General features: G+C 40.1%; 24 protein-coding genes, 4 tRNA genes and 1 pseudogene. 15 read left to right on the forward strand and 14 right to left on the reverse strand.

Features of this window, described 5'->3' with window-relative positions; translation table 11 throughout:
• Positions 1 to 11: 11 nt before the first annotated feature.
• Positions 12 to 596 carry an anthranilate synthase component II gene (locus DPG01_RS06040; RefSeq protein WP_086208248.1) on the reverse strand — a complete coding sequence of 195 codons (585 nt, stop codon included), beginning with the start codon at positions 594 to 596 and terminating at the stop codon, positions 12 to 14.
• Positions 597 to 1975: 1379 nt separating this feature from the next.
• Between DPG01_RS06040 and glnA the strand changes: the two genes are divergently transcribed.
• From glnA to DPG01_RS06075, 6 genes are all read left to right on the forward strand, one after another.
• Complete coding sequence (gene glnA / locus DPG01_RS06050) at positions 1976 to 3391, forward strand: type I glutamate--ammonia ligase (protein WP_171264393.1); 1416 nt, start codon at positions 1976 to 1978, stop codon at positions 3389 to 3391.
• A gap of 89 nt (positions 3392 to 3480) precedes the next feature.
• A complete protein-coding gene (locus tag DPG01_RS06055; RefSeq protein WP_086208006.1) occupies positions 3481 to 3756 on the forward strand; it encodes a hypothetical protein in 276 nt (91 codons plus the stop codon).
• Positions 3757 to 3842: 86 nt separating this feature from the next.
• Positions 3843 to 4328 carry a chorismate--pyruvate lyase family protein gene (locus tag DPG01_RS06060; protein WP_110974496.1) on the forward strand — a complete coding sequence of 162 codons (486 nt, stop codon included), beginning with the start codon at positions 3843 to 3845 and terminating at the stop codon, positions 4326 to 4328.
• A complete protein-coding gene (gene ubiA / locus DPG01_RS06065) occupies positions 4325 to 5206 on the forward strand; it encodes a 4-hydroxybenzoate octaprenyltransferase (RefSeq protein WP_086208004.1) in 882 nt (293 codons plus the stop codon). The genes DPG01_RS06060 and ubiA overlap by 4 nt, the downstream gene beginning before the upstream one ends.
• A 109-nt stretch (positions 5207 to 5315) precedes the next feature.
• Positions 5316 to 6770, forward strand: coding sequence for an alpha/beta hydrolase family protein (locus DPG01_RS06070; RefSeq protein ID WP_110974531.1), 1455 nt, complete (start codon positions 5316 to 5318; stop codon positions 6768 to 6770).
• A 103-nt stretch (positions 6771 to 6873) separates the two neighbouring features.
• Positions 6874 to 7104: a hypothetical protein gene (locus tag DPG01_RS06075; RefSeq protein ID WP_110974497.1), complete on the forward strand. Its 231-nt coding sequence runs from the start codon at positions 6874 to 6876 to the stop codon at positions 7102 to 7104.
• A 1-nt stretch (position 7105) separates the two neighbouring features.
• Here the strand turns inward: DPG01_RS06075 and DPG01_RS06080 are convergent, their stop codons facing one another.
• The 8 genes from DPG01_RS06080 to DPG01_RS06115 form a co-directional block, all read right to left on the reverse strand.
• Complete coding sequence (locus DPG01_RS06080; protein WP_162622326.1) at positions 7106 to 7573, reverse strand: DUF2726 domain-containing protein; 468 nt, start codon at positions 7571 to 7573, stop codon at positions 7106 to 7108.
• Between the two features lie 56 nt (positions 7574 to 7629).
• Positions 7630 to 7705, reverse strand: a tRNA-Asn gene (locus tag DPG01_RS06085).
• Positions 7706 to 7985: 280 nt separating this feature from the next.
• Positions 7986 to 8061: transfer RNA gene (locus DPG01_RS06090), tRNA-Asn, on the reverse strand.
• A 200-nt stretch (positions 8062 to 8261) separates the two neighbouring features.
• Positions 8262 to 8337, reverse strand: a tRNA-Asn gene (locus DPG01_RS06095).
• 4 nt (positions 8338 to 8341) lie between these two features.
• Positions 8342 to 8417, reverse strand: a tRNA-Asn gene (locus tag DPG01_RS06100).
• Between the two features lie 145 nt (positions 8418 to 8562).
• A complete protein-coding gene (locus DPG01_RS06105) occupies positions 8563 to 9189 on the reverse strand; it encodes a superoxide dismutase (protein ID WP_010327236.1) in 627 nt (208 codons plus the stop codon).
• A gap of 229 nt (positions 9190 to 9418) precedes the next feature.
• A complete protein-coding gene (locus DPG01_RS06110; protein ID WP_086207999.1) occupies positions 9419 to 10039 on the reverse strand; it encodes a superoxide dismutase in 621 nt (206 codons plus the stop codon).
• Between the two features lie 330 nt (positions 10040 to 10369).
• A complete protein-coding gene (locus DPG01_RS06115; protein ID WP_110974499.1) occupies positions 10370 to 11128 on the reverse strand; it encodes a Nif3-like dinuclear metal center hexameric protein in 759 nt (252 codons plus the stop codon).
• A gap of 168 nt (positions 11129 to 11296) precedes the next feature.
• Here DPG01_RS06115 and DPG01_RS06120 point away from each other — a divergent pair, with 168 nt between their 5' ends.
• Positions 11297 to 12475 carry a S1C family serine protease gene (locus DPG01_RS06120; protein ID WP_086207997.1) on the forward strand — a complete coding sequence of 393 codons (1179 nt, stop codon included), beginning with the start codon at positions 11297 to 11299 and terminating at the stop codon, positions 12473 to 12475.
• 733 nt (positions 12476 to 13208) lie between these two features.
• Here DPG01_RS06120 and DPG01_RS06125 read toward each other — a convergent pair.
• From DPG01_RS06125 to DPG01_RS06135, 3 genes are all read right to left on the reverse strand, one after another.
• A complete protein-coding gene (locus DPG01_RS06125) occupies positions 13209 to 14171 on the reverse strand; it encodes a Tim44 domain-containing protein (protein WP_110974500.1) in 963 nt (320 codons plus the stop codon).
• 87 nt (positions 14172 to 14258) lie between these two features.
• Positions 14259 to 15650 carry a DNA repair protein RadA gene (radA, locus tag DPG01_RS06130; protein WP_086207995.1) on the reverse strand — a complete coding sequence of 464 codons (1392 nt, stop codon included), beginning with the start codon at positions 15648 to 15650 and terminating at the stop codon, positions 14259 to 14261.
• Positions 15651 to 15789: 139 nt separating this feature from the next.
• Positions 15790 to 17151, reverse strand: coding sequence for an alanine/glycine:cation symporter family protein (locus DPG01_RS06135; RefSeq protein WP_110974501.1), 1362 nt, complete (start codon positions 17149 to 17151; stop codon positions 15790 to 15792).
• A 331-nt stretch (positions 17152 to 17482) separates the two neighbouring features.
• Between DPG01_RS06135 and DPG01_RS06140 the strand changes: the two genes are divergently transcribed.
• The 6 genes from DPG01_RS06140 (at position 17483) to DPG01_RS06165 (ending at position 23153) form a co-directional block, all read left to right on the forward strand.
• Positions 17483 to 18886 (forward strand): amino acid permease, encoded by a 1404-nt coding sequence (locus tag DPG01_RS06140; protein ID WP_110974502.1) that lies wholly within the window; start codon positions 17483 to 17485, stop codon positions 18884 to 18886.
• A gap of 133 nt (positions 18887 to 19019) precedes the next feature.
• A complete protein-coding gene (lptM, locus tag DPG01_RS06145) occupies positions 19020 to 19244 on the forward strand; it encodes an LPS translocon maturation chaperone LptM (protein WP_086207992.1) in 225 nt (74 codons plus the stop codon).
• Between the two features lie 32 nt (positions 19245 to 19276).
• On the forward strand, positions 19277 to 20527 hold the full coding sequence (gene lysA / locus DPG01_RS06150) for a diaminopimelate decarboxylase (protein WP_110974503.1): 1251 nt from the start codon (positions 19277 to 19279) through the stop codon (positions 20525 to 20527).
• A 5-nt stretch (positions 20528 to 20532) separates the two neighbouring features.
• Positions 20533 to 21378, forward strand: a complete 846-nt coding sequence (gene dapF, locus DPG01_RS06155) for a diaminopimelate epimerase (protein WP_110974504.1) — start codon at positions 20533 to 20535, stop codon at positions 21376 to 21378.
• 165 nt (positions 21379 to 21543) lie between these two features.
• Entirely contained in the window at positions 21544 to 22440 is an 897-nt protein-coding gene (locus tag DPG01_RS06160; protein ID WP_110974505.1) for a tyrosine recombinase XerC, read from the forward strand.
• 341 nt (positions 22441 to 22781) lie between these two features.
• Positions 22782 to 23153, forward strand: a complete 372-nt coding sequence (locus tag DPG01_RS06165; protein ID WP_086207989.1) for a hypothetical protein — start codon at positions 22782 to 22784, stop codon at positions 23151 to 23153.
• On the opposite strand, the pseudogene DPG01_RS06170 reads toward DPG01_RS06165, so the two are convergent.
• Both DPG01_RS06170 and DPG01_RS06175 read right to left on the reverse strand, forming a co-directional pair.
• Positions 23080 to 23659, reverse strand: a pseudogene (locus DPG01_RS06170) (GNAT family N-acetyltransferase). The gene DPG01_RS06165 and the pseudogene DPG01_RS06170 sit on opposite strands and share 74 nt — an antisense overlap.
• Positions 23659 to 24153: an Lrp/AsnC family transcriptional regulator gene (locus DPG01_RS06175; protein ID WP_086207988.1), complete on the reverse strand. Its 495-nt coding sequence runs from the start codon at positions 24151 to 24153 to the stop codon at positions 23659 to 23661. Before DPG01_RS06175 ends, DPG01_RS06170 begins: the two are co-directional and overlap by 1 nt.
• A 114-nt stretch (positions 24154 to 24267) precedes the next feature.
• Here DPG01_RS06175 and DPG01_RS06180 point away from each other — a divergent pair, with 114 nt between their 5' ends.
• On the forward strand, positions 24268 to 24873 hold the full coding sequence (locus DPG01_RS06180; protein ID WP_110974506.1) for a LysE family translocator: 606 nt from the start codon (positions 24268 to 24270) through the stop codon (positions 24871 to 24873).
• Between the two features lie 485 nt (positions 24874 to 25358).
• Positions 25359 to 26111 (forward strand): electron transfer flavoprotein subunit beta/FixA family protein, encoded by a 753-nt coding sequence (locus DPG01_RS06185; RefSeq protein WP_110974507.1) that lies wholly within the window; start codon positions 25359 to 25361, stop codon positions 26109 to 26111.
• Positions 26112 to 26123 lie beyond the last annotated feature (12 nt).

The raw sequence follows: 26123 nt of genomic DNA on the forward strand, positions 1-26123 counted from the left end.
ACTGCACTCATTTATGCATAAATTTCTAAAAAGTTCTTAAAGATTTGATGGCCATGCTGACTCAAGATAGATTCAGGGTGAAACTGAACGCCTTCAACGGCAAGCGTCTTATGTTTTACACCCATGATTTCTTCAATGGAACCATCTGTTTCATTGGTCCAGCAGGTCACTTCTAAGCATTCAGGCAAAGTTGCTTGATCAATCACCAGTGAGTGATAGCGCGTCGCTGAAAATGGAGATGGCAGGTTGCTAAAAATGCCTTTATTGGAGTGATGCATATCAGACAAACGACCATGCATTACTTTTTTGGCACGAATGATATCGCCGCCAAAAGCTTGACCAATTGCTTGATGTCCTAAGCACACACCTAATAATGGAATTTTTCCAGCAAAGTGCTGAATAGCTGGAATGGAAATTCCTGCTTCTGATGGTGAACATGGGCCAGGACCAATCACCAGATACTTAGGTTGCCATCGCTCAATATCTTCTAATGTCACGGCATCATTACGCACTACTTTTACTTCTTGATTTAACTCGCCAAAATACTGGACGATGTTGTATGTAAAAGAGTCATAGTTGTCGATCATGAGAAGCATTTTGAGCATAACCTCTTGAAATTTATTATAGTAATTAACATTGCTAAATAGTGTTTCTCACAATGTTACTCACTTTGCATAAAGTTATTAATAAGTGAAGGCCTGAAAAAAGCCACTTATTAGGCGGCTACTTTAGCATTTTTACTTTGTTTTGTGACAATTTCATTCACATAACTATCGAGCCAATAACTTCTATTAGGTAGCAATACCGCTATTTATAAAGATGAACTTGTTGGGAATGTCATCGAAGCTATTCAAAGCAGATCTAAACTTCAAAATCTACAAGAAGACATCAAGAAAAATTTGAATGACTATTTTGGCTTTAGGTATAGACAAAAATATTTAAAAAACTGAAGTCAATACTATGAACAGAATAGAAATCGAGCTGGCTCGCCCATACTGGTCATTGGTCTATAACGCTAGCGATAAAACCGTATATGATGGCTACTTAGGGTACTTAAAGGTATTTGCGTCCCATAGTGCAGATAAGTTTACTGCGAGTTTCAACCTGAATAACAAAGGGTATTTATAGCAGTGAAGTACAACCACTAGCGACATGGAAAGAAAATGATTATGTGCTGGTCAAAGTTCATCGCGATAAAGCCAAAGAGGCTTGTACTCAAAGCTGAAAGTTCATTTTATATCGGTCAAATGCTTGGCTAAATGTCGGTCTTTTTATTGATGTTGTTGTATCTCACTATGCAAAGCGAGCTTAATGGTAGGGCGAAAGTGCTTATGAAATTTTGTATAATTCAGTCTATTGTCTGCTTTGTGATTGCTTTCATTATAGTCTTGGGGCAAACAGCAACTGGACTTGATTTTATGTGTGATTTCGGTGTGTGAATGGCGATAAAGTCGAGTGAAGGTGTAAGAACAGTTCAACCACCAGTAAAATGTCACCAAAACAGAGCATATTTTTTTGAATAGACTGAACTATTCGGCTTGTAGCTACTTGTGTATTATGCTTTGTTGTTTTTTTATTTTATATAAAAACATATACTTATAATCAATATGCAATTTTTTTTAGATACTCTTCATTTGGAAATACGTGCAATATATAGAAATAAAGATCAAAATAATGGACGATATACTCGCATATTTTAGAAAAAATGAGTAAAAAAAGCACAGAAAATACAAAAACGCACCATTATGAGTCATGCTGAAAATCTTTTAGATTAAATATCATGAAGCATGCGTGAATATGGTGCATTTAGTTTTTAGCTCAGTATAATAGAGTAAAAGCAAACGCTTCAAAACGGTTATTCTAATAAGGAATTCAACATTTTAGCTAAGCTTTTTAAAGTTGGTACGGTAATTGCTTTAAAAGAACCAACTACTAACACGCACTTAAGAGTGCAACAAAAAATCATCGGAGTAAAATGAGCATGGCGAATAAGGTCCTACAACTCATCCAAGAAAGTGGTGCAAAATGGGTCGATTTCCGTTTTACGGATACGAAGGGTAAAGAGCAACACGTAACTTACCCAGCAGATACTATCGATGAAGATACTTTTGAAGACGGTAAAATGTTTGATGGTTCTTCAATTGCGGGTTGGAAAGGCATTGAAGCATCAGACATGATCTTACGCCCAGATGCTGCAACTGGTTTTATTGACCCATTCTTCGCTGAGCCAACAGTAGTTGTTACTTGTGATGTTATCGAACCATCAACTGGTCAAGGTTATGACCGTGATCCACGTTCGATTGCTCGCCGTGCTGAAGAATACCTAAAATCGACAGGTATTGGTGATACTGCATTCTTTGGTCCTGAACCAGAATTCTTCGTATTTGACGAAGTGAAGTGGGAAGTTGATATGTCTGGCGCACGCCATACATTGATCGCGGAAGAAGCTGCTTGGTCTACAGGTAAGGATTACGAATCAGGTAACTCTGGTCACCGTCCACGTGTGAAAGGTGGTTATTTCCCAGTTCCTCCAGTTGACTCTTCACATGACATGCGTGCTGATATGTGTGCGCGTATTGAAGACATCATGGGCCCAGGTCGTGTAGAAGTACATCACCACGAAGTTGCATCTTGCCAGTTAGAAATTGGTGTAAGCTTCAATACAATGGTTCGTAAAGCAGACGAAGTACAACAGTTCAAATATGCTGTTTGGAACGTTGCACATCAATATGCAAAAACTGCAACTTTCATGCCTAAACCAATGGTGGGTGATAACGGTTCTGGTATGCACGTTCACATGTCTATCTCTAAAGATGGCAAGAACTTGTTTGCTGGTGATGAATATGCTGGTCTTTCTGAGATGGCGCTTTACTTCATCGGTGGTGTAATCAAGCATGCTCGCGCATTGAACGCAATTACTAACCCTTCTACTAACTCGTACAAGCGTTTAGTTCCACACTTCGAAGCACCAATTATGCTTGCTTACTCAGCACGTAACCGTTCTGCTTCTATCCGTATTCCTTACGTTTCTAGCCCGAAAGGCAAACGTATTGAAGCTCGTTTCCCAGATCCAATGATGAACCCGTACTTAGGTTTCGCAGCATTATTGATGGCGGGTATCGACGGTATCCAAAACAAGATTCACCCAGGTGAAGCTGCTGACAAGAACTTATATGATCTTCCTCCAGAAGAAGAAGCAAAAATCCCTACAGTTGCGCACAGCCTAGATATGGCTCTTGAAGCGCTTCAAGCGGATCATGAATTCTTACTGAAAGGTGGTGTATTCACTAAAGAAATGCTTGATGCATATATCGAACTTAAAACTGAAGAAGTGCGTCGCTTGAATACGACAACTCACCCGGTTGAATTTGATATGTACTACAGCTTGTAATTCTGAACTGAATTTCACTGTAAAAAACCCGCGCTAGTCGCGGGTTTTTTTGTATCATCTGTTTAACTTGAAAAAAAGTGATGAGAGTGATGGCACAACGTAAGAAGCACACCAGTTTTTATCCTTGGGTTGACCCTAAGAATCATGACAAAGGGTTTAAGTTAAATTTTTCGATGGTGACGTATATCGAAGTTGGTCGTACCTCTGAAGGTTATAAGCAGGCAGAGTTTGTTGCATTGAAAAGCCCTGAGTTGGCATTGGATTATGATTATCCCCAAAGTTTTTATTTGAGTGCCGAAGGTTTTATTTTAGTGAAAACACCACAAGGTACATTTGAAACCATTGCAAAGACAGATAATTGTTAGTGGCTGATCTTAGAGTAGAATCAAAGGCATTTTCATAACTCAATAAGCGTGAAGTGCGCAGTAAAATCAATGGTACAGGTAGGCTTATGCAGCAGATTCCAACGGAACTAAAAACATGGTTATATGCTTCAGGTTCACTTACGCAACAACTAACGGATTTGGCAGATGGGGCGTTTAAGGTTCAACCCACCAAAGAGCATTTTCAGCGTCTTCAATTTATTGATGCTAAATGGATGAATATGCCGTATCAGCATATTTCATGGGTGCGAGAAAGTTTTTTATATGGCAGTGATGCAGAGCCTTGGGTTAAAGCTAAAAGTATTTTTCCGATTTTAAGTTTACGGGGTCGTGCTCGACTATTTAAACATATTGGAAAAAAACCTATAGGTTGGTTTTTATTTCAGCGTACCAATCCAGCATGTGAACGCCGTGTTATTTGGTTGGATGATGGCTGGACAAGACAGAGCTGTTATACTTGGCACGGCTGTAAGTTTATTGTTCAAGAAACGTTTTTAGCGAGCTTTGAACAGTTCTTGCAGAAGCAAAATTCAGCAAGTGAAGGACAGTCATGACCGCTGCACATCAGATTACTTGGCGTGAACGTTTAGAAGCCTATTATTATTTATGTCGTTTTGACAAGCCAATTGGTACGGAGTTGGTATTTTGGCCCACCATGTGGGCATTATGGATTGCTAACCGAGGTATGCCGACTCTAAACATCTTAATTCCGATGATTTTAGGCACAATTTTTATGCGTGCAGCAGGCTGTGCCATCAATGATTTTGCTGACCGTAAAGTTGATGCACATGTAGAACGCACCAAGACACGTCCATTAGCAACAGGGATTATTAGCGCTAAAGAAGCAATTTATGTGTTTTTAGCTTTGGTTTTCGCTAGTGCTTGTATGCTGTTGTTTTTACCAATTGAAACGTTCTATTGCTCCTTTGGCGCGTTGTTCCTTGCCTTTATTTATCCTTTTATGAAGCGCTATACCCATTTGCCACAGGTGTTTTTGGGTGCGGCATTTTCATGGTCAATTCCTATGGCCTATACCGCTGTTGGAGAGCCTTTAGGTCTTACATGTTGGTTATTGTATTTTGGCAATCTTGCTTGGACAGTTGCTTACGATACTCAGTATGCAATCACTGACCGTGAATATGATTTAAAAATTGGGGTAAAATCAACAGCCATCCTATTTGGTCGTTTTGATATTCAAATTATTGCGCTATTACAAGTTGCGAGTGTTGTCTTAATTGGGACGGCACTTTACTTAGAAAGTTTATTGATACCGTTTGGTTTAATAGCATTATTTATGGTTATGCTGGATTTTCTTTACCAATGGACTAAAACCAGAGACAAAAATCCACAGCGTTGTTTTTGGGCATTTCGTCATAATCGTTGGGTAGGTTTGATTATTTTTGTTGGAATCTTTTTAGAGTTAAATATTTAAAATAAACTTTTGTTCAAAAAGCATCCTATACAGGGTGCTTTTTTTATGCCTTAATAAAATGGCATGTAGTTTCATGCTTAAAAAAACAATGATTAAAAAAGGATATTTTATGAAACATTCGAAAATAGCTTTAGCCCTGACAGTTGCTGTTTCAACACTGTCTTTAACCGCTTGTAATGACGATGACAATTCGTCTAGTTCACATCAACAATCAAGCTATGTGTCTGAAGGGAACTATGCTTTAGATACCGTGGAAAATAGTTCATCTATTAAAGTCATGACTTATAACATGACGAATGTGCAGGGGAAGACAGCGACCGCAACGGCAATGGTTTTATTTCCACAGGTAACTCAACCTAAAGATGGTTATCGTGTGGTGGTCTGGGAGCATGGAACGGTTGGAGGTGCAGATGATTGTGCCCCAAGTAAAAATGTCATTCATCCTCGCTTCAAAATTTTAGCAAATAGCTTATTGGCTGCAGGTTATGTCATTGTTGCCCCTGATTATGAGGGGTTGGGTACACCAGGTGTACATCCTTATTTGAACTTATCTAGTCAGGCTAATTCCGCAATTGCAGCGGTAAAAGCAGTAAAAGAGCATTATGGTACCCAGTTAAATGGCGCTTGGATGTCGATTGGTCAATCTCAAGGTGGGCATGCATCATTGGGTACAGCAGAATTTGCCAATACAGATACAACTTATAAGGGGGCAGTAGCAGGTGCACCTGCATCTAGTCTAGGGCAAATTATTCAAATTTATCTTGATCCACAGTTTAATCTGGATACGAATGGCGTGCCCAAAGCACATGGTCTTAATAGGTTAGATGAGCAATTACAAAAGGTTCGTTATGCAGTTACAAACAAGATCATTACAGCAGAACAAGGACAAGCGACAATTGATCAAATTGCAGATGGTTATGCTGAACTTTTGGCTTATGCAGCACTGGCAAGCTCAGGTATTAAAGCGTATCAACCTGATTATGATTTAAAAAATATCTTTACCGCTGGTGCTGCTGATATTGCAGAAAGTGCGTATGGTCGTAATGGTAATGATGGTGCCTGTTTGAGTTATCCAGAACCGAATAGTGCTAATGGATTACAAGAACAATTTAAAGCTGGCGTTGTAGAGTTTTTGGCAGATCCGACCCATTGGACTTCACAGTATGGTATTGATTTAAATAAAATGAAATCAGATCCAGTGGTTCAGAAATTCTTAGTTGATAATCAGCCTGCAACCAATGCGACTGCTGCGAAAGTGATCAAAACTCCTGTATTTATTATTCAAGGTGCAAATGATCAAGCCGTACTGCCTGTGGTAACACAAGCCTTATATGCAAACATGAAAGCGAACGCGACCAGCTACTTCCCGCAACAAGCTTATGCTGATGGTTATAAATTAACGATTGTACCGAATGCGAGTCACACCCAAGCTATTGTTTGTCAAAATGCAAATGCGGTTGATTTTATACAGACTTATATGTCTGCGGGGACAGGTATAGTGTTAACTGATGCAGAAAAAGATGCGAGTAGCAACCAACATTGCACAGGTATCGTGCCATCATAGTATAGATGGAATGATTTGATTGTAGAAAGAGCCTCATGATTAAGGCTCTTTTTGTTATAGTGTTGGCCCATTGAAATTTTAATATGTGAAAAATAGGCTTATTATGGTGAAATCAGCAAAAAAATTAAGCCCAAAAGTCATACTGGTGGCAAGTCTAGGAATTGTGATCCCGCTTTTTATTTTGACGATGGCCTATTTAGCAGTAAAAAGTGATGCGAAAAACCAGGCTGAATATCAACGGATTAAAGAGAAGCAGCAGCAACTCATTCAAGAAAAAATGGCGGCTGAAAAGCGATTAGCAGAACAAAAGGCGAGTGGAGCAGTAGAGCGCTAGCTCATGCGCTTTTTGCAGAAGCAAAATAATCCAGTTGTTTGTGTAATTGTCGTATGCTGGGAATTTCAGTAAAACGTAGAACCATATAACCTGCTTCATTCAACATCGCATCACGCTCAGCATCTTCTTGTTCTTTGCCTAGGTGGGAAGGGTCATCCAACTCAATAATGACCACCACATCCAATTGCTCATTCAATAAAACAAAATCGGTAACTTTACGGTTAAATTTGGCCCGTATTTTATAGTGATCACTGGTAATCAACGAACTAAATGAAACTTGAGCGAGGATATGATAGCGCGGAAAGGCTTCTTTTAAGCGAATAAACATTTTACGTTCAAACGGCGTAATGACGTGTTTGGCATAAAATTTTTGCTTAGAGCGAAACAGGTCAGGGTAGACCATCATCACTAAGATAATAGTGGCGAAGCAGCCGATGATAAAAAAGATGATTTGACTCAGATTGAACACAATATTTTCTATCGCAAAGAAAAAACCCACTCGAATGGAGTGGGTTTTTAGAATTTTGGCTCTCCAACCTGGGCTCGAACCAGGGACCTGCGGATTAACAGTCCGTCGCTCTACCGACTGAGCTATTGGAGAATCTGCACGCATTCTATGTGCCAAAGCACGCAGGGTCAAGTCTTTGCGCTGATATTTTTATGAAATTTACGTTAAATGATTTAAAAATAAACGCTTTAGCTTTTATCGAAGCTGTGCTGAATACTATATCTTTAGCGTCATCAACTTAGCTTAATATTTAATGGTATTGGTCAGTTCTATGAAAACATGGATTGAGAAGGAGTAGATATGGGTTTCTTGATTGCACACTGATGATATAAAAGAAAAAGCCCAAGGCATTGTGCTTGGGCTTTTTAAAATTTGGCTCTCCAACCTGGGCTCGAACCAGGGACCTGCGGATTAACAGTCCGTCGCTCTACCGACTGAGCTATTGGAGAATCTGAAATGCAGTATAGAGAAATTTATACATGGGTCAAGTTACAAAGCCAAAAAAAGCTAAATTTTAGATTAATTGTTTTTTTTCTAAGCAGATTGATAGGCTTATCTGCATTTTTAGGCAAAAGAGAAGGCGCTGATGTTTGAAAAAGTTGATCTATAAAAAAAGCCCAAGTCATTATGCTTGGGCTTTTTAGAATCTTGGCTCTTCCACCTGGGCTCGAACCAGGGACCTGCGGATTAACAGTCCGTCGCTCTACCGACTGAGCTATGGAAGAATAGTGGCTCTCCAACCTGGGCTCGAACCAGGGACCTGCGGATTAACAGTCCGTCGCTCTACCGACTGAGCTATTGGAGAATCTGATGCGCATTTTAGGGAGGAAAGGGAAATGGGTCAAGTAAATAATATAAAGAAATGAATTGTTTGCTTTATAAATATGCGTTTAGGCATCAAAAACAAAAAACCGCTCAAAAAGAGCGGTTTTTTTCAAATAAGACGAATCTTATTTTTCAACGCCAGCAGCTTGACCTGCATATTTCGCGTTTGCATAATCCCAGTTTACAAGGCTTTCAAGGAAAGTCTTGATGTAAACAGGACGTGCATTACGGAAGTCGATGTAGTAAGCATGTTCCCAAACGTCAATGGTTAACACTGCAACTTTACCGTGTGCAAGTGGAGTGTCTGCATTTGAAGTTTTAAGGATAGAAAGGTTGCCATTTACTTCGTCAGCAACTAACCAAGCCCAACCTGAACCAAATTGAGTTGTAGCAGCAGCAGCAAATTCTTCAGCGAATTTTTCGTAAGAACCGAATGCTTCATCAATTTTAGCAGCTAAAGCACCTGTTGCTTTACCACCACCGTTTTTAGCCATACAGTTCCAGTAGAATGTGTGGTTCCAAACTTGCGCTGCATTGTTGAAGATACCTGCTTTAGATGCATCACCAGCAGAAGCTGTGATGATTTCTTCTAAAGTTTTACCTTCAAGGTCAGTACCCTTGATTAGGTTGTTTAGGTTAACAACGTAAGTATTGTGGTGTTTGTCGTGGTGGAATTCTAAAGTTTCTTTGCTGATATGCGGAGCAAGATCTTCGTAGCCATATGGAAGTGCAGGTAAAGTAATGGTTGTCATGTTTCATTCCTTGCAAATTTGCTGGGTTTTACTTTAAGTGCATTTATTGTAAATGATTCTAGAGACAATAGGGCAGTCTTTTAATACACAAAATATGCAAAAATTTTCGCAAGGAGACATATCGGATACACAAGATGTAGTTAGAGCCTTTTGCACGAAATATGTGCATTTGAGCAGGCTCTAAGCTACTTTAATGGGTTTACTGATCTGAATAGACTGCGATCAATAACTAATCTTTAGATTGTAGAGCCATATCATAACGACGATTAACTTCATCCCAATCGACCACATTATAAAAGGCATTGATATATTCAGGACGACGGTTCTGATATTTCAGATAATAGGCATGTTCCCATACATCTAAACCGAGAATGGGGGTATGCCCCCACATAATCGGGGAGTCCTGATTTGCACTACTTTCAACAATGAGTTTGTTTGTAGGGGTCACGCTCAGCCATGCCCAGCCACTGCCAAAACGGCTAATCGCTGCTTTGGTAAATGCATCTTTAAACGCATCAAAACCATCGAGTTGCTCATCAATAGCCGTTGCCACAGCTCCTGTAGGTTGTCCACCGCCTTGTGGACTCATGACGGTCCAAAACAGTGAGTGGTTGGCATGACCACCTGCATTATTGATCACCATATTTTTAAGATCAGTAGGAACATCATTCACTTTTGCAACCAGTTCCTCTACTGAAAGTTTCTCCCATTCTGTGCCTGCAATCGCGCCATTAATGTTATTGATATAAGTTTGGTGGTGTTTACTGTGGTGAATTTCCATCGTTTTTGTATCAATATTAGGTTCGAGCGCATCGTATGCATAAGGAAGAGTGGGTAAAGAATATGCCATGTGTTTGATTCCTTTAATCATTCAAAATTGTTTATGGATGTTTTTCAAAGCAGTTTTATTATCCGCTTAAAAGTAAATGAGAATCAATATGTTTATTATTTACAATTTTATGGTATGAATTGAAATAAATTTTATGATTCATATTCGTTTGAATCTTAAGCGTATATGAAACAATGATTTTTTGAGTTGATGCTATGCTCTGATACAAGAATAAAAATATTGAAAATAGTATTTTAAATTAATGGCTTGTTTAAATTATGGTTTGGGCTGATATGGTCAGTAAAAGCTTATGGGAGAGTGGGATGAAAAGAGCTTCATCCCAGTGATTGCTTAAATCGGGTTATTTAATTCGAAATAAACATACTCAACATCAAATTGTGCTGCAAGGGCTTGACCTAATCGTTGTACGCCATAGCGCTCAGTCGCATGGTGTCCGCAAGCAAAGTAATGCACATCGAGTTCTTTGGCTTCATAGAAAGTACGTTCACTGACTTCACCTGAAATATAGGCATCACAGCCTTGTTCAGCGGCTTTGACAATAAAATCTTGCGCACCACCAGTACAAAAACCGACTTTTTTGATCATGGTCTTGTCTGCAGGAAGATGGGTCACATCAAACTTTAATTTCTCAGAAATGAATTGTTTAAAGTCTTCCACAGGCATCGGTTGTTTTAAATAACCGATATTGCCAATAGGATGACGTTCAGAGGGGTCAAGCGCTTCAATCTGTTCTAGATCGAGCAAATCAGCAATCGCTGCATTGTTTCCAAGACTTGGATGGCTATCGAGTGGAAGGTGATACGCAACTAAAGAAAGATCATGCTGAATGAGGCTCTTAATACGTTTACCGCGCATCCCTGTGATAGGGTAAGCTTCACCTTTCCAAAAATAGCCATGGTGCACCAGTAACAGATCCGCATTTTCTCGAACCGCAGCATCAATCGCATCTTGTGATGCTGTCACCGCAGCTAAAATTTTACGCACTTCAGCCCTACCCTCAATCTGCAGACCATTGGGTGCATAGTCCTTAAATTCGGGAGATTTTAAGGTTTGGTCACACCATTGGATAATGTCTTTTAATTTTGCCATATCGACTTAAAAACTCATTTAAATTGATTAGATCGGAACTTATTGTTTATTGTAACTAAAGCATGACAAAACTCTTGCTTATTTTTGTGCTAGAGGTTGAATTTCGCTTTACAATAGGCATAAATTACTTAGTCATCAATGAATTAAAACATTTTAGAGGGTGAAATCGTGCGCAGGACTTTTTCCTGGTTACCTTGGGTATTACTCATTTTAGTCATTGCTGGATTTTTTGCGTGGCAGCAGTATCAAAAACCAAAAGCGCCTGTAGCTTCGGACGGTATCAAAATGCCTGCTGAAAAGGTCGAACCTTTAATTAATACGACGCGTACCGGTGGGGTGGTTTCTTATAGTGCTGCGGTAAAAGTGGCTGCGCCAGCAGTGGTGAATATTTTTACTACACAGAAAGTTAAACAACTCGATCATCCTCTACTTAATGATCCTGCATTCCGTGAGTTTTTTGGTAATCAAATTCCAGATCAGTTTAGTCAAAATAAAAATGAAAACAGTTTGGGGTCTGGAGTAATTGTTCGCCCAGATGGTTATATTTTGACAAATAACCATGTGATTGCTCAAGCAGATCAAATTGTGGTCGCACTGAATGATGGCCGCCGTGCAGTGGCAAAGGTGATTGGTACAGATCCTGATACGGATTTGGCTGTGATTAAAATAGAACTATCCGATTTGCCTGTCTTACCGTTTAAGTTGAGTGGTAATGAAGTCGGTGATGTTGTATTGGCGATTGGTAATCCCTTTGGTGTGGGTCAAACAGTAACTCAGGGGATTGTGTCGGCAACTGGGCGTTCTGATTTAGGCATTAATACCTATGAAGATTTCATTCAAACCGATGCTGCGATTAACCCAGGTAACTCAGGTGGCGCGCTGATTGATGTTGCAGGGAATTTAATCGGGGTCAATACCGCAATTTTCTCGCAATCTGGCGGTTCTTTAGGCATTGGTTTTGCGATTCCTGCAAAAATTTGTCAACAGGTACTAAATTCTATTCTCAAAGATGGTCGTGTTGTTCGTGGCTGGTTAGGTATTAGCTTACTTCCTGTCGAGCAAGTGAATATTTTAGAGCCGAAAGGACCAGGTGTGGTTGTAGCGGACGTATTGAAAAATGGCCCAGCTGCAAATGCTGGTTTAAAGAAAGGCGATAAAATTATTAAAGTAAATGAAGAGGTGATTACTTCAACTTCACATTTAATTAACTTTGTTGCGTTACAAGCTCCCAATAGCACCATTCAAATCTCGATTGAGCGTGATGGAAAACCAATGAATGTTGCTGTGGTCGTGGGGGAAAGAAAAGAGCAAAGTCAAGATTCACAGTTTATCCCCTTACCAGAATAATACTGTAAATCATAAAACTAGAATGCCTCTGTACTCAGAGGCATTTTTTATGGATGCTATGAATCAATGTAATTAAAGTTGCGGGTGGGTATAGGTTCTGGGCTTAAGAATCATTTGGTTATTTAGAGTTAAGGAATCGAAGACACTTACTGACTTTTTATGTCATTTTGTATGAGTTGTCCTTAACAAGATCGAGATGCTTTGGATACTTTCTGCAATTTATAGTGAAATCTATACGAGCCTGTGACAGACAGAGCAGTCTATTTACTTGCAGTTGACTGAAATATTAATTCAAGTTCTTTGAAAAATTGTCTGGGTGGAGACTTATCGAATTTTCATGCAATTTATCATTAGCTTTATTGGATTTAGCTGAAATTTTAACAACTTATCATGATGATGAATCATCTTCGCCATACGGTAAGGCTAAAACTATATTTGAGTATAAACGAATCCCTTTGTGTGTCTTGAGCTACGTTACAGTTTGGAGATATTTAGGTTACAGATGCCTTTTCTAAATATATTCTTCATCGAATTCAGTTTGTTAGTACAGCGGATGGTTTCCGTTATAGGCAATTATGGCTCGATTTTTAGATAGAACAGTCTCTGAAGAATTGCTATTTATGAGGTGTTTTATATAAGTGAAGTTGGAGGGTGTTTTGAATCGACAAGCCTGTTTTAGAGATACGATGCGTAAAAAAATAGCGACCGAAGTCGCTATTTTTTTATTTAAAAATTAAGCTTCTTGTTGGATACCTGCAACTAACCAGTCTTGGCTAGAACCCGCAGGTTTTACAAAATGCCAAACTTCAGTAAACGGCTGAGGTAAGCTGTTAAGATCTTCACTTACTGTACCCGTAAAACGTACACTTACTACGTATTGACCATTTTTAGTTGCAGAATCTGCAACCATCGCATTCAGGTTTGAAAATTCAGCTACATCTTGATCTTGATTTGCCATGATATCTTGATACATAGACTGATAAAGATCTGGTGTTAAATAACGCTGAATCTCAGAAATGTTACTTGCTGTATTCATAGATTGAATATGGTTAAAACGTTGACGCGCGATACGTAAGAACGCAGCGGGCTCTGTACCATCAGGAAGCTGACTGCCACTGTTGGTATATGCTGCGCCAAAAGGTGCATTGTTCTGCGGAGCAGCAGTTGAGCCACCTACGGATTGACCAAAGATGTTGGTACTGTCGTTAGATGTACGTGGTGCAGCTTGTTGGCCAAACGGTGATTGATTAGAACCACTGTTTGGCGCATAAGGATTAGCCGCTACTTTTTTTTTTGCTCCCATTTTACGGAAAATGAAGAAAGCAACAGCAGCGGCAAGTAAAATCCAAATCCAACTTGGAATGCCGCCTTTTTCTTCCTGTGCTTGCGCTTGAGAAGCAGAATTGTCATCTGCCAATGCATTTGCAGCAACAGCACCAATTGCAGCACCCGCCACACCTGCTGCAACCATACCCCCTACGCCTGGGCCAGATTTAGCTGGAGCCGTTGCAGGCGCAGTAGGTTGTTGAGCTGGAGTTGCTTGACGAGGTTGTTGATAAGACTGAGTTGGTGCAGCTTGACGGCTCATGCCGTGGCTTTTACCACCACCTGCACGTTTAGCTTCTGCAGCTAAAGGTGCAACTAAAAGAGCCGCTGTTAATAAACCAGCAATCAAGCCACGCTGTCGAACTTCCATCAAATTTTCCTACTCTATAAAAAATAAATATTGACTCTACCTTTATGCAGTCTTTTATCCTAAATTTCAATAAAAAACGTGTATATTTTAGTTGAGTTCATCACTTAAGCTCATTGCTTCGGTTAAAGCTTCATGTAAGCGTGCAACTGAAATGACGGTAACACCTGCAATATCTTTTTGTGGTGCATTACCACGAGGCAGAATAATGTACTTAAATCCATGTTTAATGGCTTCTTTTAAACGTTCTTGACCATTAGGAACAGGGCGAATTTCACCTGAGAGTCCGACTTCACCAAAAACAGCTAACTGTTGTGGCAAGGCTTTCGCTCGAAGACTAGAGGCACAGGCCAATAAGACGGCTAAATCAGAGCCTGTTTCGGTGATCTTTAACCCTCCAACCACGTTCACGTAAACATCTTGTCCAGATGTTTGCACGCCACCATGACGATGCATGACTGCCAAAAGCATATTTAAACGGTTTTGTTCTAAGCCTAAAGCGACCCGACGTGGTTGACCATGCGCATCATCCACCAAAGCTTGCACTTCGACCAAGAGTGGGCGAGTACCTTCACGGCTAATCATCACGATTGAACCGGGAATCGCCTCATCATAACGGCTTAAAAAAATTGCCGATGGATTCGCTACTTCTCTTAAGCCTTTATCTGTCATGCCAAAAACACCGAGTTCATTGACTGCACCAAAACGGTTTTTAACGGCACGAATCATTCGGTAACGGGAGTCGGATTGGCCCTCAAAATACAACACGCAGTCCACCATATGCTCAAGTACGCGAGGGCCAGCCAGTGAACCTTCTTTGGTTACATGCCCCACAATAAACAGTGCGGTTCCACTATTTTTAGCAAAACGTGTCAGTAAGGCTGCAGATTCTCGAATTTGAGATACACCACCCGGTGCGGATTGGAGCGTCTCGGTGTAAAGCGTTTGGATCGAATCCAAAATAGCCACAGCAGGGCGCTCATGTGCGAGTACTTCACAAATACGCTCAACACAGGTTTCTGCCATAACTTTGAGTTTATCTGTTGGTAGGTCGAGGCGGCTTGCACGTAAAGCAACTTGAGAGAGTGATTCTTCACCTGTGACATACAATGCTGCGCTATTGGCTGCCGCCATATGGGTCGCTGTTTGCAGTAAAATGGTCGATTTACCAATCCCAGGATCCCCCCCGATCAGGACGACAGAACCTGTAACCAAGCCCCCCCCTAACACCCGATCAAATTCGCCTATCCCTGTTGCTAGGCGTGTTTCATGCGAAACTGAAATTTGGTTTAATGTGGTAATTGCTGCAGCTTGACCTGCATACCCCCCGCCCATTTTAGGCTGTGCGCGATGGCTGACAGCAGGGGCAATACTGACTTCATTTAAGCTGTTCCATTCACCACATTCTGAACATTGGCCTGCCCATTTTGGGTGATCTGCGCCACATTGTTCGCAACGATATACACTTTTTACTTTTGCCATGCTCGATTGGGTGCACTATTTGAAGATTAGACTGCTTCACAGCATACAGAGGATTGGATTTGAAATGAATGCTCAAAATCAAAAAGCCACCCGAAGGTGACTTTGACGTATAGACTTAAAATGAAATTTTGGAATAGGTTTAGTACAACTCACCTGATTTTCTTTTTGCCACAAAGTCACGGGATTCTTTCACAATGACAGTTGAGAGTAATAACAATGCAATTAAGTTTGGAACCGCCATCAAACCATTAAAGGTATCGGCAAATAACCACACGAGATCAAGCGATGCAACACAGCCAATGAAAACAGATGCGATGTAAATAAGACGGTACAAGAGGACATACTTTTCACCGAGTAAATAAGTACAGCATTTTTCACCGTAGTAACACCAACCTAAAATGGTCGAATAAGCAAAGAACACAATACCAAAAGTCACGATCCAACCACCGACTCCAGGAAGTAACCTATCGAAAACATGGGTGGTTAAAACTGCGCCTGTTTCGCCTCCAAAGCTATTGCCAGCCATGATAAAGCCCATGACCAATACAATCCCAGTAATACTACAAACAATAATAGTGTCAATGAAAGTACCTGTCATAGAGACCAAACCTTGACGTGCAGGGTGATCTGTTTTTGCAGCAGCAGCGGCAATGGGTGCTGAGCCCATACCTGCTTCATTTGAGAAGACGCCACGTGCGACACCGTAACGAATCACCGCACCAATTGCACCACCCGCTACCGCTTCACCAGTAAAGGCATCACGGAAAATTAGCTCAAGTGCAGGCATAACCAACTCAAGATGGTTAAAGATAATGATCAGACCGCCGAGGACATAACCGATAGCCATGATGGGAACAATGAAAGAAGCTGCTTTGGAAATAGACTTAATTCCGCCTAAAATCACTAATGCAGAAAATACAGTAATGACGATGCCTGTGATCCATGTTGCAACTCCTGTGCTGTTTTCTATCGCCAGTGCAACGGTGTTAGACTGTACGGAACTACCAATACCAAATGAAGCCAATGTACCAAACAGAGCGAAAATTAGGGCCAACCATTTCCATTTTAAGCCGCGTTCGATGTAGTACATTGGACCACCCGACATTTCGCCTTTTTCATTTTTGATGCGGTATTTTACGGCCAGTACACCTTCACCATATTTGGTGGCCATACCGAACAGCGCAGTCATCCACATCCAAAACACAGCGCCAGGGCCACCTAAAACACATGCTGTTGCCACACCTGCAATGTTACCTGTGCCAATTGTGGCTGATAGTGCGGTCATCAATGACGCAAAATGAGAGATGTCTCCTGTATGTGATTTGGCATCTTCATGTTTTCCAAAGACTTGTTTAAAGGCTAGAGGCAACATGCGAATTTGCCAAAAAAATAAACGAAGGGTAAGAAATATACCTGTCCCAACAATGAGGACCAGCATGTAGGGCCCCCAAACCCAGCCACTAATCATTTCCATAAACGTTTGTAAATTTTCTGTATTCATTTTTCTTTTGATCCTCTTATGTTTTAAAACTTGAATTTTTATAAAAATTTTGAGTTTTATTTAGCAATTGATATGCCATTGTCATGCATCCTGCACGATTTCTTGTCTTTTTAGTCTTGGTCTATTTGTTGCATGGAATTTACTTGTTGACAAGTATTTTGAGAGTTTTTTCTGAACAGCCCTTGGAGCATGATTCATTCCAAGGGAAATATAAGAAAAATTAATTAACTTTTCAAAATATGTTGAAAAAATAGATTAATGCAATTTTGTTTTTATTTTTGTGTTTTTTTCGGGTAATTTTGGCGGTTGGATATATAAGATGACATCAAGAATGAGTTTAGAAAATACAGAATCGACCTCTGAACAAGGCGATTTAAAACGGAGTTTGTCCAATAGGCATTTACAACTCATTGCGATTGGCGGTGCAATTGGTACAGGTCTCTTTATGGGGTCGGGGAAGACCATTAGCCTTGCTGGGCCGTCTATTCTCATCATCTACATGATTATTGGTTTTATGGTGTTTTTGGTCATGCGTGCGCTTGGCGAATTACTGCTATCGAACCTGAAATATAAGTCATTTATTGACTTTTCAACGGATTTGATTGGGCCGTGGGCAGGTTATTTTGTCGGCTGGACATACTGGTTATGTTGGATCACGATTGGTATTGCTGACTTATCAGCCATTATTTATTACCTGCAGTTCTTTAATGGAGGCTTGCCTTTCACTCCAGGTGAAGGGGTGATGATCAGTATTGCCGCCATTGTCTTCATCATGGGTTTAAACTTGGTGACAGTGAAGTTGTTTGGTGAGCTTGAATTTTGGTTTGCATTGATCAAAATTATTGCAATTGTTGTGCTCATCGCTGTAGGTTTGTGGATGATCTTCACCGGATTTACGTCAACTACAGGTGAAGTTGCATCCTTTACGCATCTTTGGTCACATGGTGGGATTTTTCCTACAGGCGTGACGGGCTTCCTTGCTGGTTTCCAAATCGCTATTTTTGCCTTTGTTGGGGTGGAATTGGTAGGTACGACCGCTGCTGAAACCAAAGATCCTGAAAAGAATTTGCCTAAAGCAGTCAACTCGATTCCAATTCGTATCATCATTTTCTATGTATTGGCTTTAGTGATTGTGATGTCTGTGACCCCATGGAACAGAATTGATCCTACAGTTTCTCCATTTGTAAACTTGTTTAGTCAAGCGGGGATTGCTGCTGCTGCCATCATCATGAACTTGGTGGTGTTATCTTCAGTCATGTCATCTATGAATAGTGGTGTGTTTTCTACTTCACGTATGCTGTTTGGTTTGTCACGTGAAGAGCAAGGTCCAAAAGCATTTGGTCATTTAAACAAACGTGCTGTTCCTGCAAATGCACTATATTTTTCCGCAGTGTGTTTATTGTTGGGTGCGGCGCTTCAATATTTTGTTCCAAATACAGTCGAAGCCTTTACTTTGGCAACCACACTTTCGACGATTTTGTTTATCTGTGTTTGGATTATGATTATCTGGAGCTACATTGTTTACTATAAAACTCGTCCAGAATTACATGCAAAATCAACCTTTAAACTACCAGGCGGTTTATTTACCTGTTGGTTTGTGATTATTTTCTTCATTGGCGTGATTTATGTGCTGTCTTTAGAAGCCGACACCATGAAAGCTTTAATGGTGAGCCCAATTTGGTTCATTATTTTAATTATTGGTTATTTTGGTTTTTACAAACCGAAAAATAAATAATCACTGTGATTGAGAAAAACACCAGTCTTTAACTGGTGTTTTTTTTTCACACACTATAATCTTTAGCGCTTAGTGGTTTGGTCATGTCTCTTGATCAGGTTATACTTCTTCAAAATATTAAATAGGTGGTCAGATGCGTTCTGTCATTTGCTGCATCAGTGTCTTGGTGATGAGTACTGCATTCATTGGTTGTGGTCAATCTGGTGCATTACATATGCCAAATGATCCAAACTACGACAAACGGGCAAAATATTTGCTTTATAAAGATGCCGCTGAAAAACCAGTTGCACAAAAGGAAGACTCAACATCCGTTAAGCAAGAGTTTGCTGCACCTTTAGTTGAAACCAATCAACCTTAATCCCTTAAACGCTTCATAGAAAGGATACATTCATGAGTTTTACCCGCAATCATGGGGTTTTGCAGGCCGAGCAATGCTCACTGCAACAGCTTGCGCAGCAATTTGGTACGCCACTGTATGTTTATTCAAAGGCCACTTTTGAAAAGCATTACACAGAAATGGATCGTGCTTTTGATTTTATTGATCATCAAATTTGCTTTGCGGTCAAGTCGAACTCAAACATTGCAGTATTGAATGTTCTTGCGAAGCTGGGTGCCGGTTTTGACATTGTGACGGGTGGGGAACTGGCTCGAGTGCTAAAAGCTGGCGGTGATGCTTCTAAAATCGTATTTTCGGGTTTAGGTAAAACTGAAGCAGACGTTCAAAAAGCCTTAGAAGTGGGTATTGCATGCTTCAATGTCGAGTCTTATGCAGAGTTGGATCGGATTCAAAAAGTTGCAGCCAAGCTCGGCAAAAAAGCACCGATTTCACTGCGCGTCAATCCAGATGTAGATGCGAAAACGCATCCTTATATTTCAACAGGCTTGAAAGAAAATAAATTTGGAATTCCGTCTGATGCGGTCTTTGAAACCTATGCCTATGCTGCAACCCTACCGAATTTAGAGATTATTGGAATTGACTGCCATATTGGTTCACAGTTGACTGAGACACAACCTTTTGTTGATGCCTTAGATCGTATGATTTTAATGATCAATCATCTGAAAGCGATGGGCATTCAGTTGAAACATATCGACATTGGTGGTGGTTTAGGCGTGACTTATAAAGATGAAGTCCCACCAACTGTGTTTGAATATGCCAATGCAATGAAGCCTGCTTTAGAAAAATTAGGTTTGAAAGTGTATATGGAGCCAGGACGTAGTATTTCTGCAAATGCAGGTGTGTTACTGACCAAAGTTGATTTATTGAAGCCGACTGTGCATCGTAACTTTGCCATTATTGATGCCGCTATGAATGACTTGATTCGTCCTGCGTTGTATGAGGCGTGGATGGATATTCAGCCCGTTACACCTCGTTCGGATGTTGAGGAACAAGAGTGGGATGTGGTTGGTGCGATTTGTGAAACGGGTGACTTCTTAGGTAAAGAGCGCATGCTTGCACTGAAAGAAAATGACCTGCTTGCTGTATTGGGTGCTGGAGCCTATGGTTTTGCCATGAGCTCAAACTATAACAGTCGTGGCAGAGCTGCTGAGGTGATGGTGGATGGTGATCAAGCGCATTTGATTCGTGAGCGTGAAACCATTGAGTCACTTTGGGATAAAGAACGTTTATTGCCTGAAGGATAATGCAGATGTTTTTAGAATTTACCAAAATGCATGGTCTAGGCAATGACTTTATGGTGGTTGACCTCATTAGCCAAAGAGCTTTTTTGGATACGGTAACGATTCAACGTTTGGCTGACCGTCATTTTGGCATCGGGTTTGATCAGCTTTTGATTGTTGAACCACCTGACTTACCCAATGTTGACTTCAAATATCGCATTTTTAATGCCGATGGTTCTGAAGTTGAACAGTGTGGTAACGGGGTTCGCTGCTTTGCACGTTTTGTACATGAGCGTCAGCTCACTACAAAGACCAAGATTAAAGTGCAAACAAAGGCTGGAATTGTAGAGCCTGAACTCGGTCAAAATGGCTGGGTACGTGTAAATATGGGCTATCCAAAATTCTTGCCGCAGGAAATTCCATTTATTGCGGATGCGCCTGAAGCTTTGTATGACATTGCTTTGGCAAATGATGAACAGCTTACAATTGATGTGGTTAACATGGGTAATCCGCATGCAGTCACTATTGTTCCTGATGTGATTAGAGCTGATGTTGCAAGGATTGGTCCTCAGGTGGAGTCACATGAGCGTTTTCCACAACGTGTCAATGCTGGTTTTATGCAGATTATTGATGAAAAACATGCGCGTTTGCGTGTGTTCGAGCGTGGTGTAGGCGAAACACTTGCATGTGGTACAGGGGCATGCGCCGCAGCAGTTTCTGGTATGCGCCGTGGCTTACTGGCACCATCAGTTGAGATCGAGCTAGCTGGTGGTAAGTTACATATCGAATGGCGTGACGGTAATGTGGTTTGGATGACAGGTCCAACCGCAAATGTCTACGAAGGACGTATTGATCTGAGTTATTACCAAAACTAATTGAGACTCACATAAGAAGCACTGATTCGTCAGTGCTTTTTTTATGCAAAATGAAAGACACATCTAAAAAGCTTAGACAGTGTTACTATGCAAAATATAAGCATTCTTTATTTGACTGAACAATAGAGGCGATTTGTGACCTTTGAGCCCATACAACTGCTCGCGATGTGGTTAAAACAACGAGAAATACAAAACCAGTCTGCGCATACTTTGCAGGCTTATGAGCGTGATGTGTCTGATTTTTTACTGTTCTGTGGGCAGAAAAAACTTCAACTTAATGATGTTGAAGCAACCGATTTGCGTGAATATGTGGCACAAAAAGTTGAACATCAACAACTTAGTTCTAGCAGTTTACAGCGGATGTTGTCTGCGATTCGTCAATTTATGAAATGGGCTGAGCAAGGGCAATATTTGGCTTTTAATCCTAGCGATGACTTTCAGCTTAAACGTAAACCACGTCCTTTACCGGGCTTGGTCGATATTGAAACCATCAATCAAATTTTGGATCAGGCTTTACCTGAAAAAGAAGTCGAACAGCAAATGTGGTACCGCGACAAAGCATTGCTTGAGTTGCTCTATGCCAGTGGATTACGCCTAGCAGAAGTACAAGGCTTAAGAATTAAAGATATTGATTTCAATCGACAGTTACTACGTATTACAGGTAAAGGGAATAAAACTAGAGTCGTGCCATTTGGTTCTAAAGCCAAAGAGGCAGTGATGAAATGGCTAAGCATTTATCCACTGTGGAATGGGGACTTTGTTCCTGATGCACAAGTTTTTATTACACAAAAGGGCAATCCTTTGGGGATGCGCCAGATTGAAAATCGGGTCAAGTTTCAAGCACAGCGTGCAGGGGTAAATATTGATCTGCATCCGCACTTACTCAGGCACTGTTTTGCCAGTCACATGCTGTCAAATAGTGGTGACTTACGCGCGGTGCAGGAAATGTTAGGGCATAGTAATTTAAGTACTACACAAATTTATACGCATGTTGATTTTGACCGCCTAGCGCAGGTGTATGACCAGACGCATCCCAGAGCACAGCAGAAATCTAAAAATTAGTGCATTGGTTTTTTAAAAATACAGTCACAAAAGTTTGGTAATATTTCGTTGAATGTTTTCAGCCAAAAGTTGATTTAAGTGAGCTAAGAATAAAGTAATACAAAAAAGCAGAATATTAATAAAAAAATTCGGCATTATTTTTGCTTTGTAATCATTGAAATAAACCCATTTGGTGACTGCGCTTAACTCGAAAAAACACTATTATGAACTTTTGTAGAATAATCATTTAGCAAAAATTAGAGTATAAACTTAAAAATAGGATTGGCTTGTTGTTCCCTGTTCAGAAAAATGGTGACTTTAAGCTTATATTGAAAATGACAAGTGTGAATATAGGTCAGTAGATGATTTCAGATATACAAGCAAAGTATGATCAACTTAGTTCAGCGCAAAAAGATATTTTTGCGGGTTATGGACTACGTCAAGTTAAACACTTTGTTGAAATTAGTTTAGCCAATATTGAGCCAGTACTGCCTGAAAATGCATTTGTTCAAGGGGTTAATGCTGCGGGTAAAGTTCAGGCGTTCAATCCAGAAACTGGACAATATTATCTTTGGATTTCTGACTTACAGTGGCAAGCAACAACTCAGCCATCAAATAGCATTGATTTGAAAGAGGACTTTCTTGAAGTCTGGAAAATTTTTAATCTTGAACAATATGAATTGATTGATTTAAGTCATATTCATCGTGATTTTTTAGAAAGTCAGTTGGCTTAATGCTATAGAGTGTATGCTCAAATAGCGGGCTGTTTTGATCGAGTTTTGGATGATTAAAATAGCCACGATATTGCATGGCCAGACGTTTCATCACGGCTTCAGAAGCTATGTTCTGAACTGCGGTAAAGGCAACGATTTCATTTAATTTTAAAATAGAAAAAGCAAAAAATAAGCAAGCCTGTGCCGCTTCAGTTGCATAACCTTGATGCCAAAACTTTGGATCAAATCGTCAACTGATTTCAATACAAGGTGAAAATCAAAGCGTTCAGGTTGAATGTGTAAACCTGTATATCCAATAAACTTTCGCTTGTACTTCAATTCAACCGCTCAAAAGCCCAACCATTTTGATTGATGAATTGTTGAAATGTTTGCGTGAGCGGACTTGGAAAATATCCTATCACTTGGGCATCGGCATTTAACTTTGCAAACGCATCAAAATCATTTGCATGCCATGATCTTCAGCGTAAACGCTGAGTTTCAATGCTAAAAGGTTTTGACCTGGTCATCAAATTTCATCAAGCGGGAGTTGAAAACTTTGCTTAATAATTTGGCTAGGCAGGTCTGTTTTGACACTGGTAATGCCATTCTTTTTAGTTAAATGTGTCGATTGGAACTTGCGATAGCTTTCTAAATCAGGTACCACGACTTTCAGCATTGCATCGCATTCTCCTAAAATAATGTAGCATTCCATAACTTGAGGGAGTTCTTTCATTGCCTCAATAAAAGTATCAATGGTTTCCGCATCCTGTCCCACCAACCAAATACGTGAAAACAGAATCAATTGCAGACCAATTTTTTGCGGGTCGACCACAGTTGTATAGTTTTGAATGACACCTGCTTCTTCTAAAAGTTTGACACGTCTTAAACACGACGAGGGTGAAAGGCCAATTTCACGGGCTAGGTCATTATTTTGAATACGGCCATTGTCTTGCAAATAGCGAATGATATTTTTATCAATACGATCAAGTTTTATACGCACAGACTTTGGTGATTGTTTCATATCTTAGAATATAATTTGAAAAATACGTTTTATTATAGAATAAATTGAAAGCCAATTTTGTAATATTTCGCACATACTAATTTTCACTTTCTAAAACATGAAAGGGGAAAGGAAATGTCTGTATATGTACTCTTTGCACTCACAGTGCTGCCGCTGATTTTTACACCTGGGCCAGATATGTTATTTATTTTGTCTCAAGTTATGGGCAAAGATGCAAAAGCAGGCATGATGGCAACAGTTGGTGTGTGTACAGGCTACTTACTCCATTCCATTTTAGTGGCTTTGGGGATTGCAGCCATTATTGTATCGTTTCCTGTTTTGTTTGAAACTATTCGTTGGTTAGGAATTGGCTATTTATTGTATTTGGCCTTTGGTTTATTAAAGTCAGTGTATAGTAGCAAAAAACTGCAACTGGAACGTCAAGTGGAACGTAATCCAATCAAAAAAGGCTTTTTTACCGCGCTATTAAACCCTAAGGGAATGTTGATTTACTTTGCAATTTTACCGCAATTTATAGATAAGTCAGGTCATACAGTTAGCCAAGGCCTGATCCTTTCTTTGCTGTTTATTGCGATGATTTTTGTGGTGTACTGTAGTTTGAGCTTTGTTTTTGCAAAAATCACACAGAAGTCTCAAATAGATGCGCGTAAACAAAAATGGATTGATGGCACTTCTGGAAGTTTGTTGGCTTTGGCTGCAACATGGCTCATTGTGAACTAAGCTGAGATCAAAAGCATGTCTGAATGACATGCTTTTTTTTTAATTGCGCTTTCAATAAAGCGTCATAAATAGCTTATATGATGTGATGTGGAAATGCAGAGAGTGTGACTTTAATTTACTTGAAAGCATTTCTATCTTAAATGACAAATTTCAACACCAAGACAAAGATGTGAACAGACAGTCAATAACTCGTAGTTGAAGCAAATTCGCAGAAAAGAAATCAGATCTGCCAATAATACAAATCAAATAAAAACATAATAAAAATCAATCCTTAATATATGTATGATTTTGTGCAAATAAACTGCGTATAAAAAAGTATGAACGCGACGTTCAGCTAAAATTACGCATTTTTACAGCTCTTTGATGAATTGTGACTTGACCGAAATGCCGTACACATTGCAAGATAGGGCACCTAAAAAAATTTAAGTGAAGAGTTAAACTAACTTTTCTCAACATTTACATTTGCTAAAACAGCCGAGGATTACATGAAGGCTCTTGTTGCTGTAAAACGTGTGGTTGATGCCAACGTTAAAGTTCGCGTTAAGCCGGACAACAGTGGTGTTGACTTAACAAACGTTAAAATGTCAATTAACCCATTCTGTGAAATCGCAGTGGAAGAAGCGGTTCGCTTAAAAGAAAAAGGAACTGTTTCAGAAATCGTTGTTGTTTCTATTGGTCCTAAAGAAGCGCAAGAACAGATTCGTTCTGCAATGGCGCTTGGTGCAGACCGCGGTATCTTGGTTGAAGCTGATGACAGCCAACTGGGTGCTTTAGAAATTGCGAAAGTGTTGAAAGGCGTTGTTGACGCTGAACAACCTCAGTTGATTCTTCTTGGTAAGCAAGCAATTGATGATGACTCTAACCAAGTGGGCCAAATGCTTGGTGCACTTCTAGGCGCAGGTCAAGGTACTTTTGCTTCTGAAGTTAAAGTTGATGGCGACAAAGTACAAGTAACGCGTGAAATCGACGGTGGTTTACAAACTGTTGAACTTGCACTTCCAGCGATCATCACGACTGACTTACGTTTGAACGAGCCACGTTATGCAGCTCTTCCAAACATCATGAAAGCGCGTAAAAAACCGCTTGATACAAAGTCGCCTGCTGATTTTGGTGTTACGACAACAACTAAACTGAAAACAGTTAAAGTTGAAGCACCTGCTGAACGTAAAGCTGGTGTACAAGTGAAGTCTGTAGACGAGCTTGTAGAAAAACTAAAAAATGAAGCGAAAGTGATCTAATACAGAAGGATA

The sequence above is a fragment of the Acinetobacter sp. WCHAc060042 genome (assembly GCF_003231195.1).
In the GTDB taxonomy this organism is placed as follows: Bacteria; Pseudomonadota; Gammaproteobacteria; order Pseudomonadales; family Moraxellaceae; genus Acinetobacter.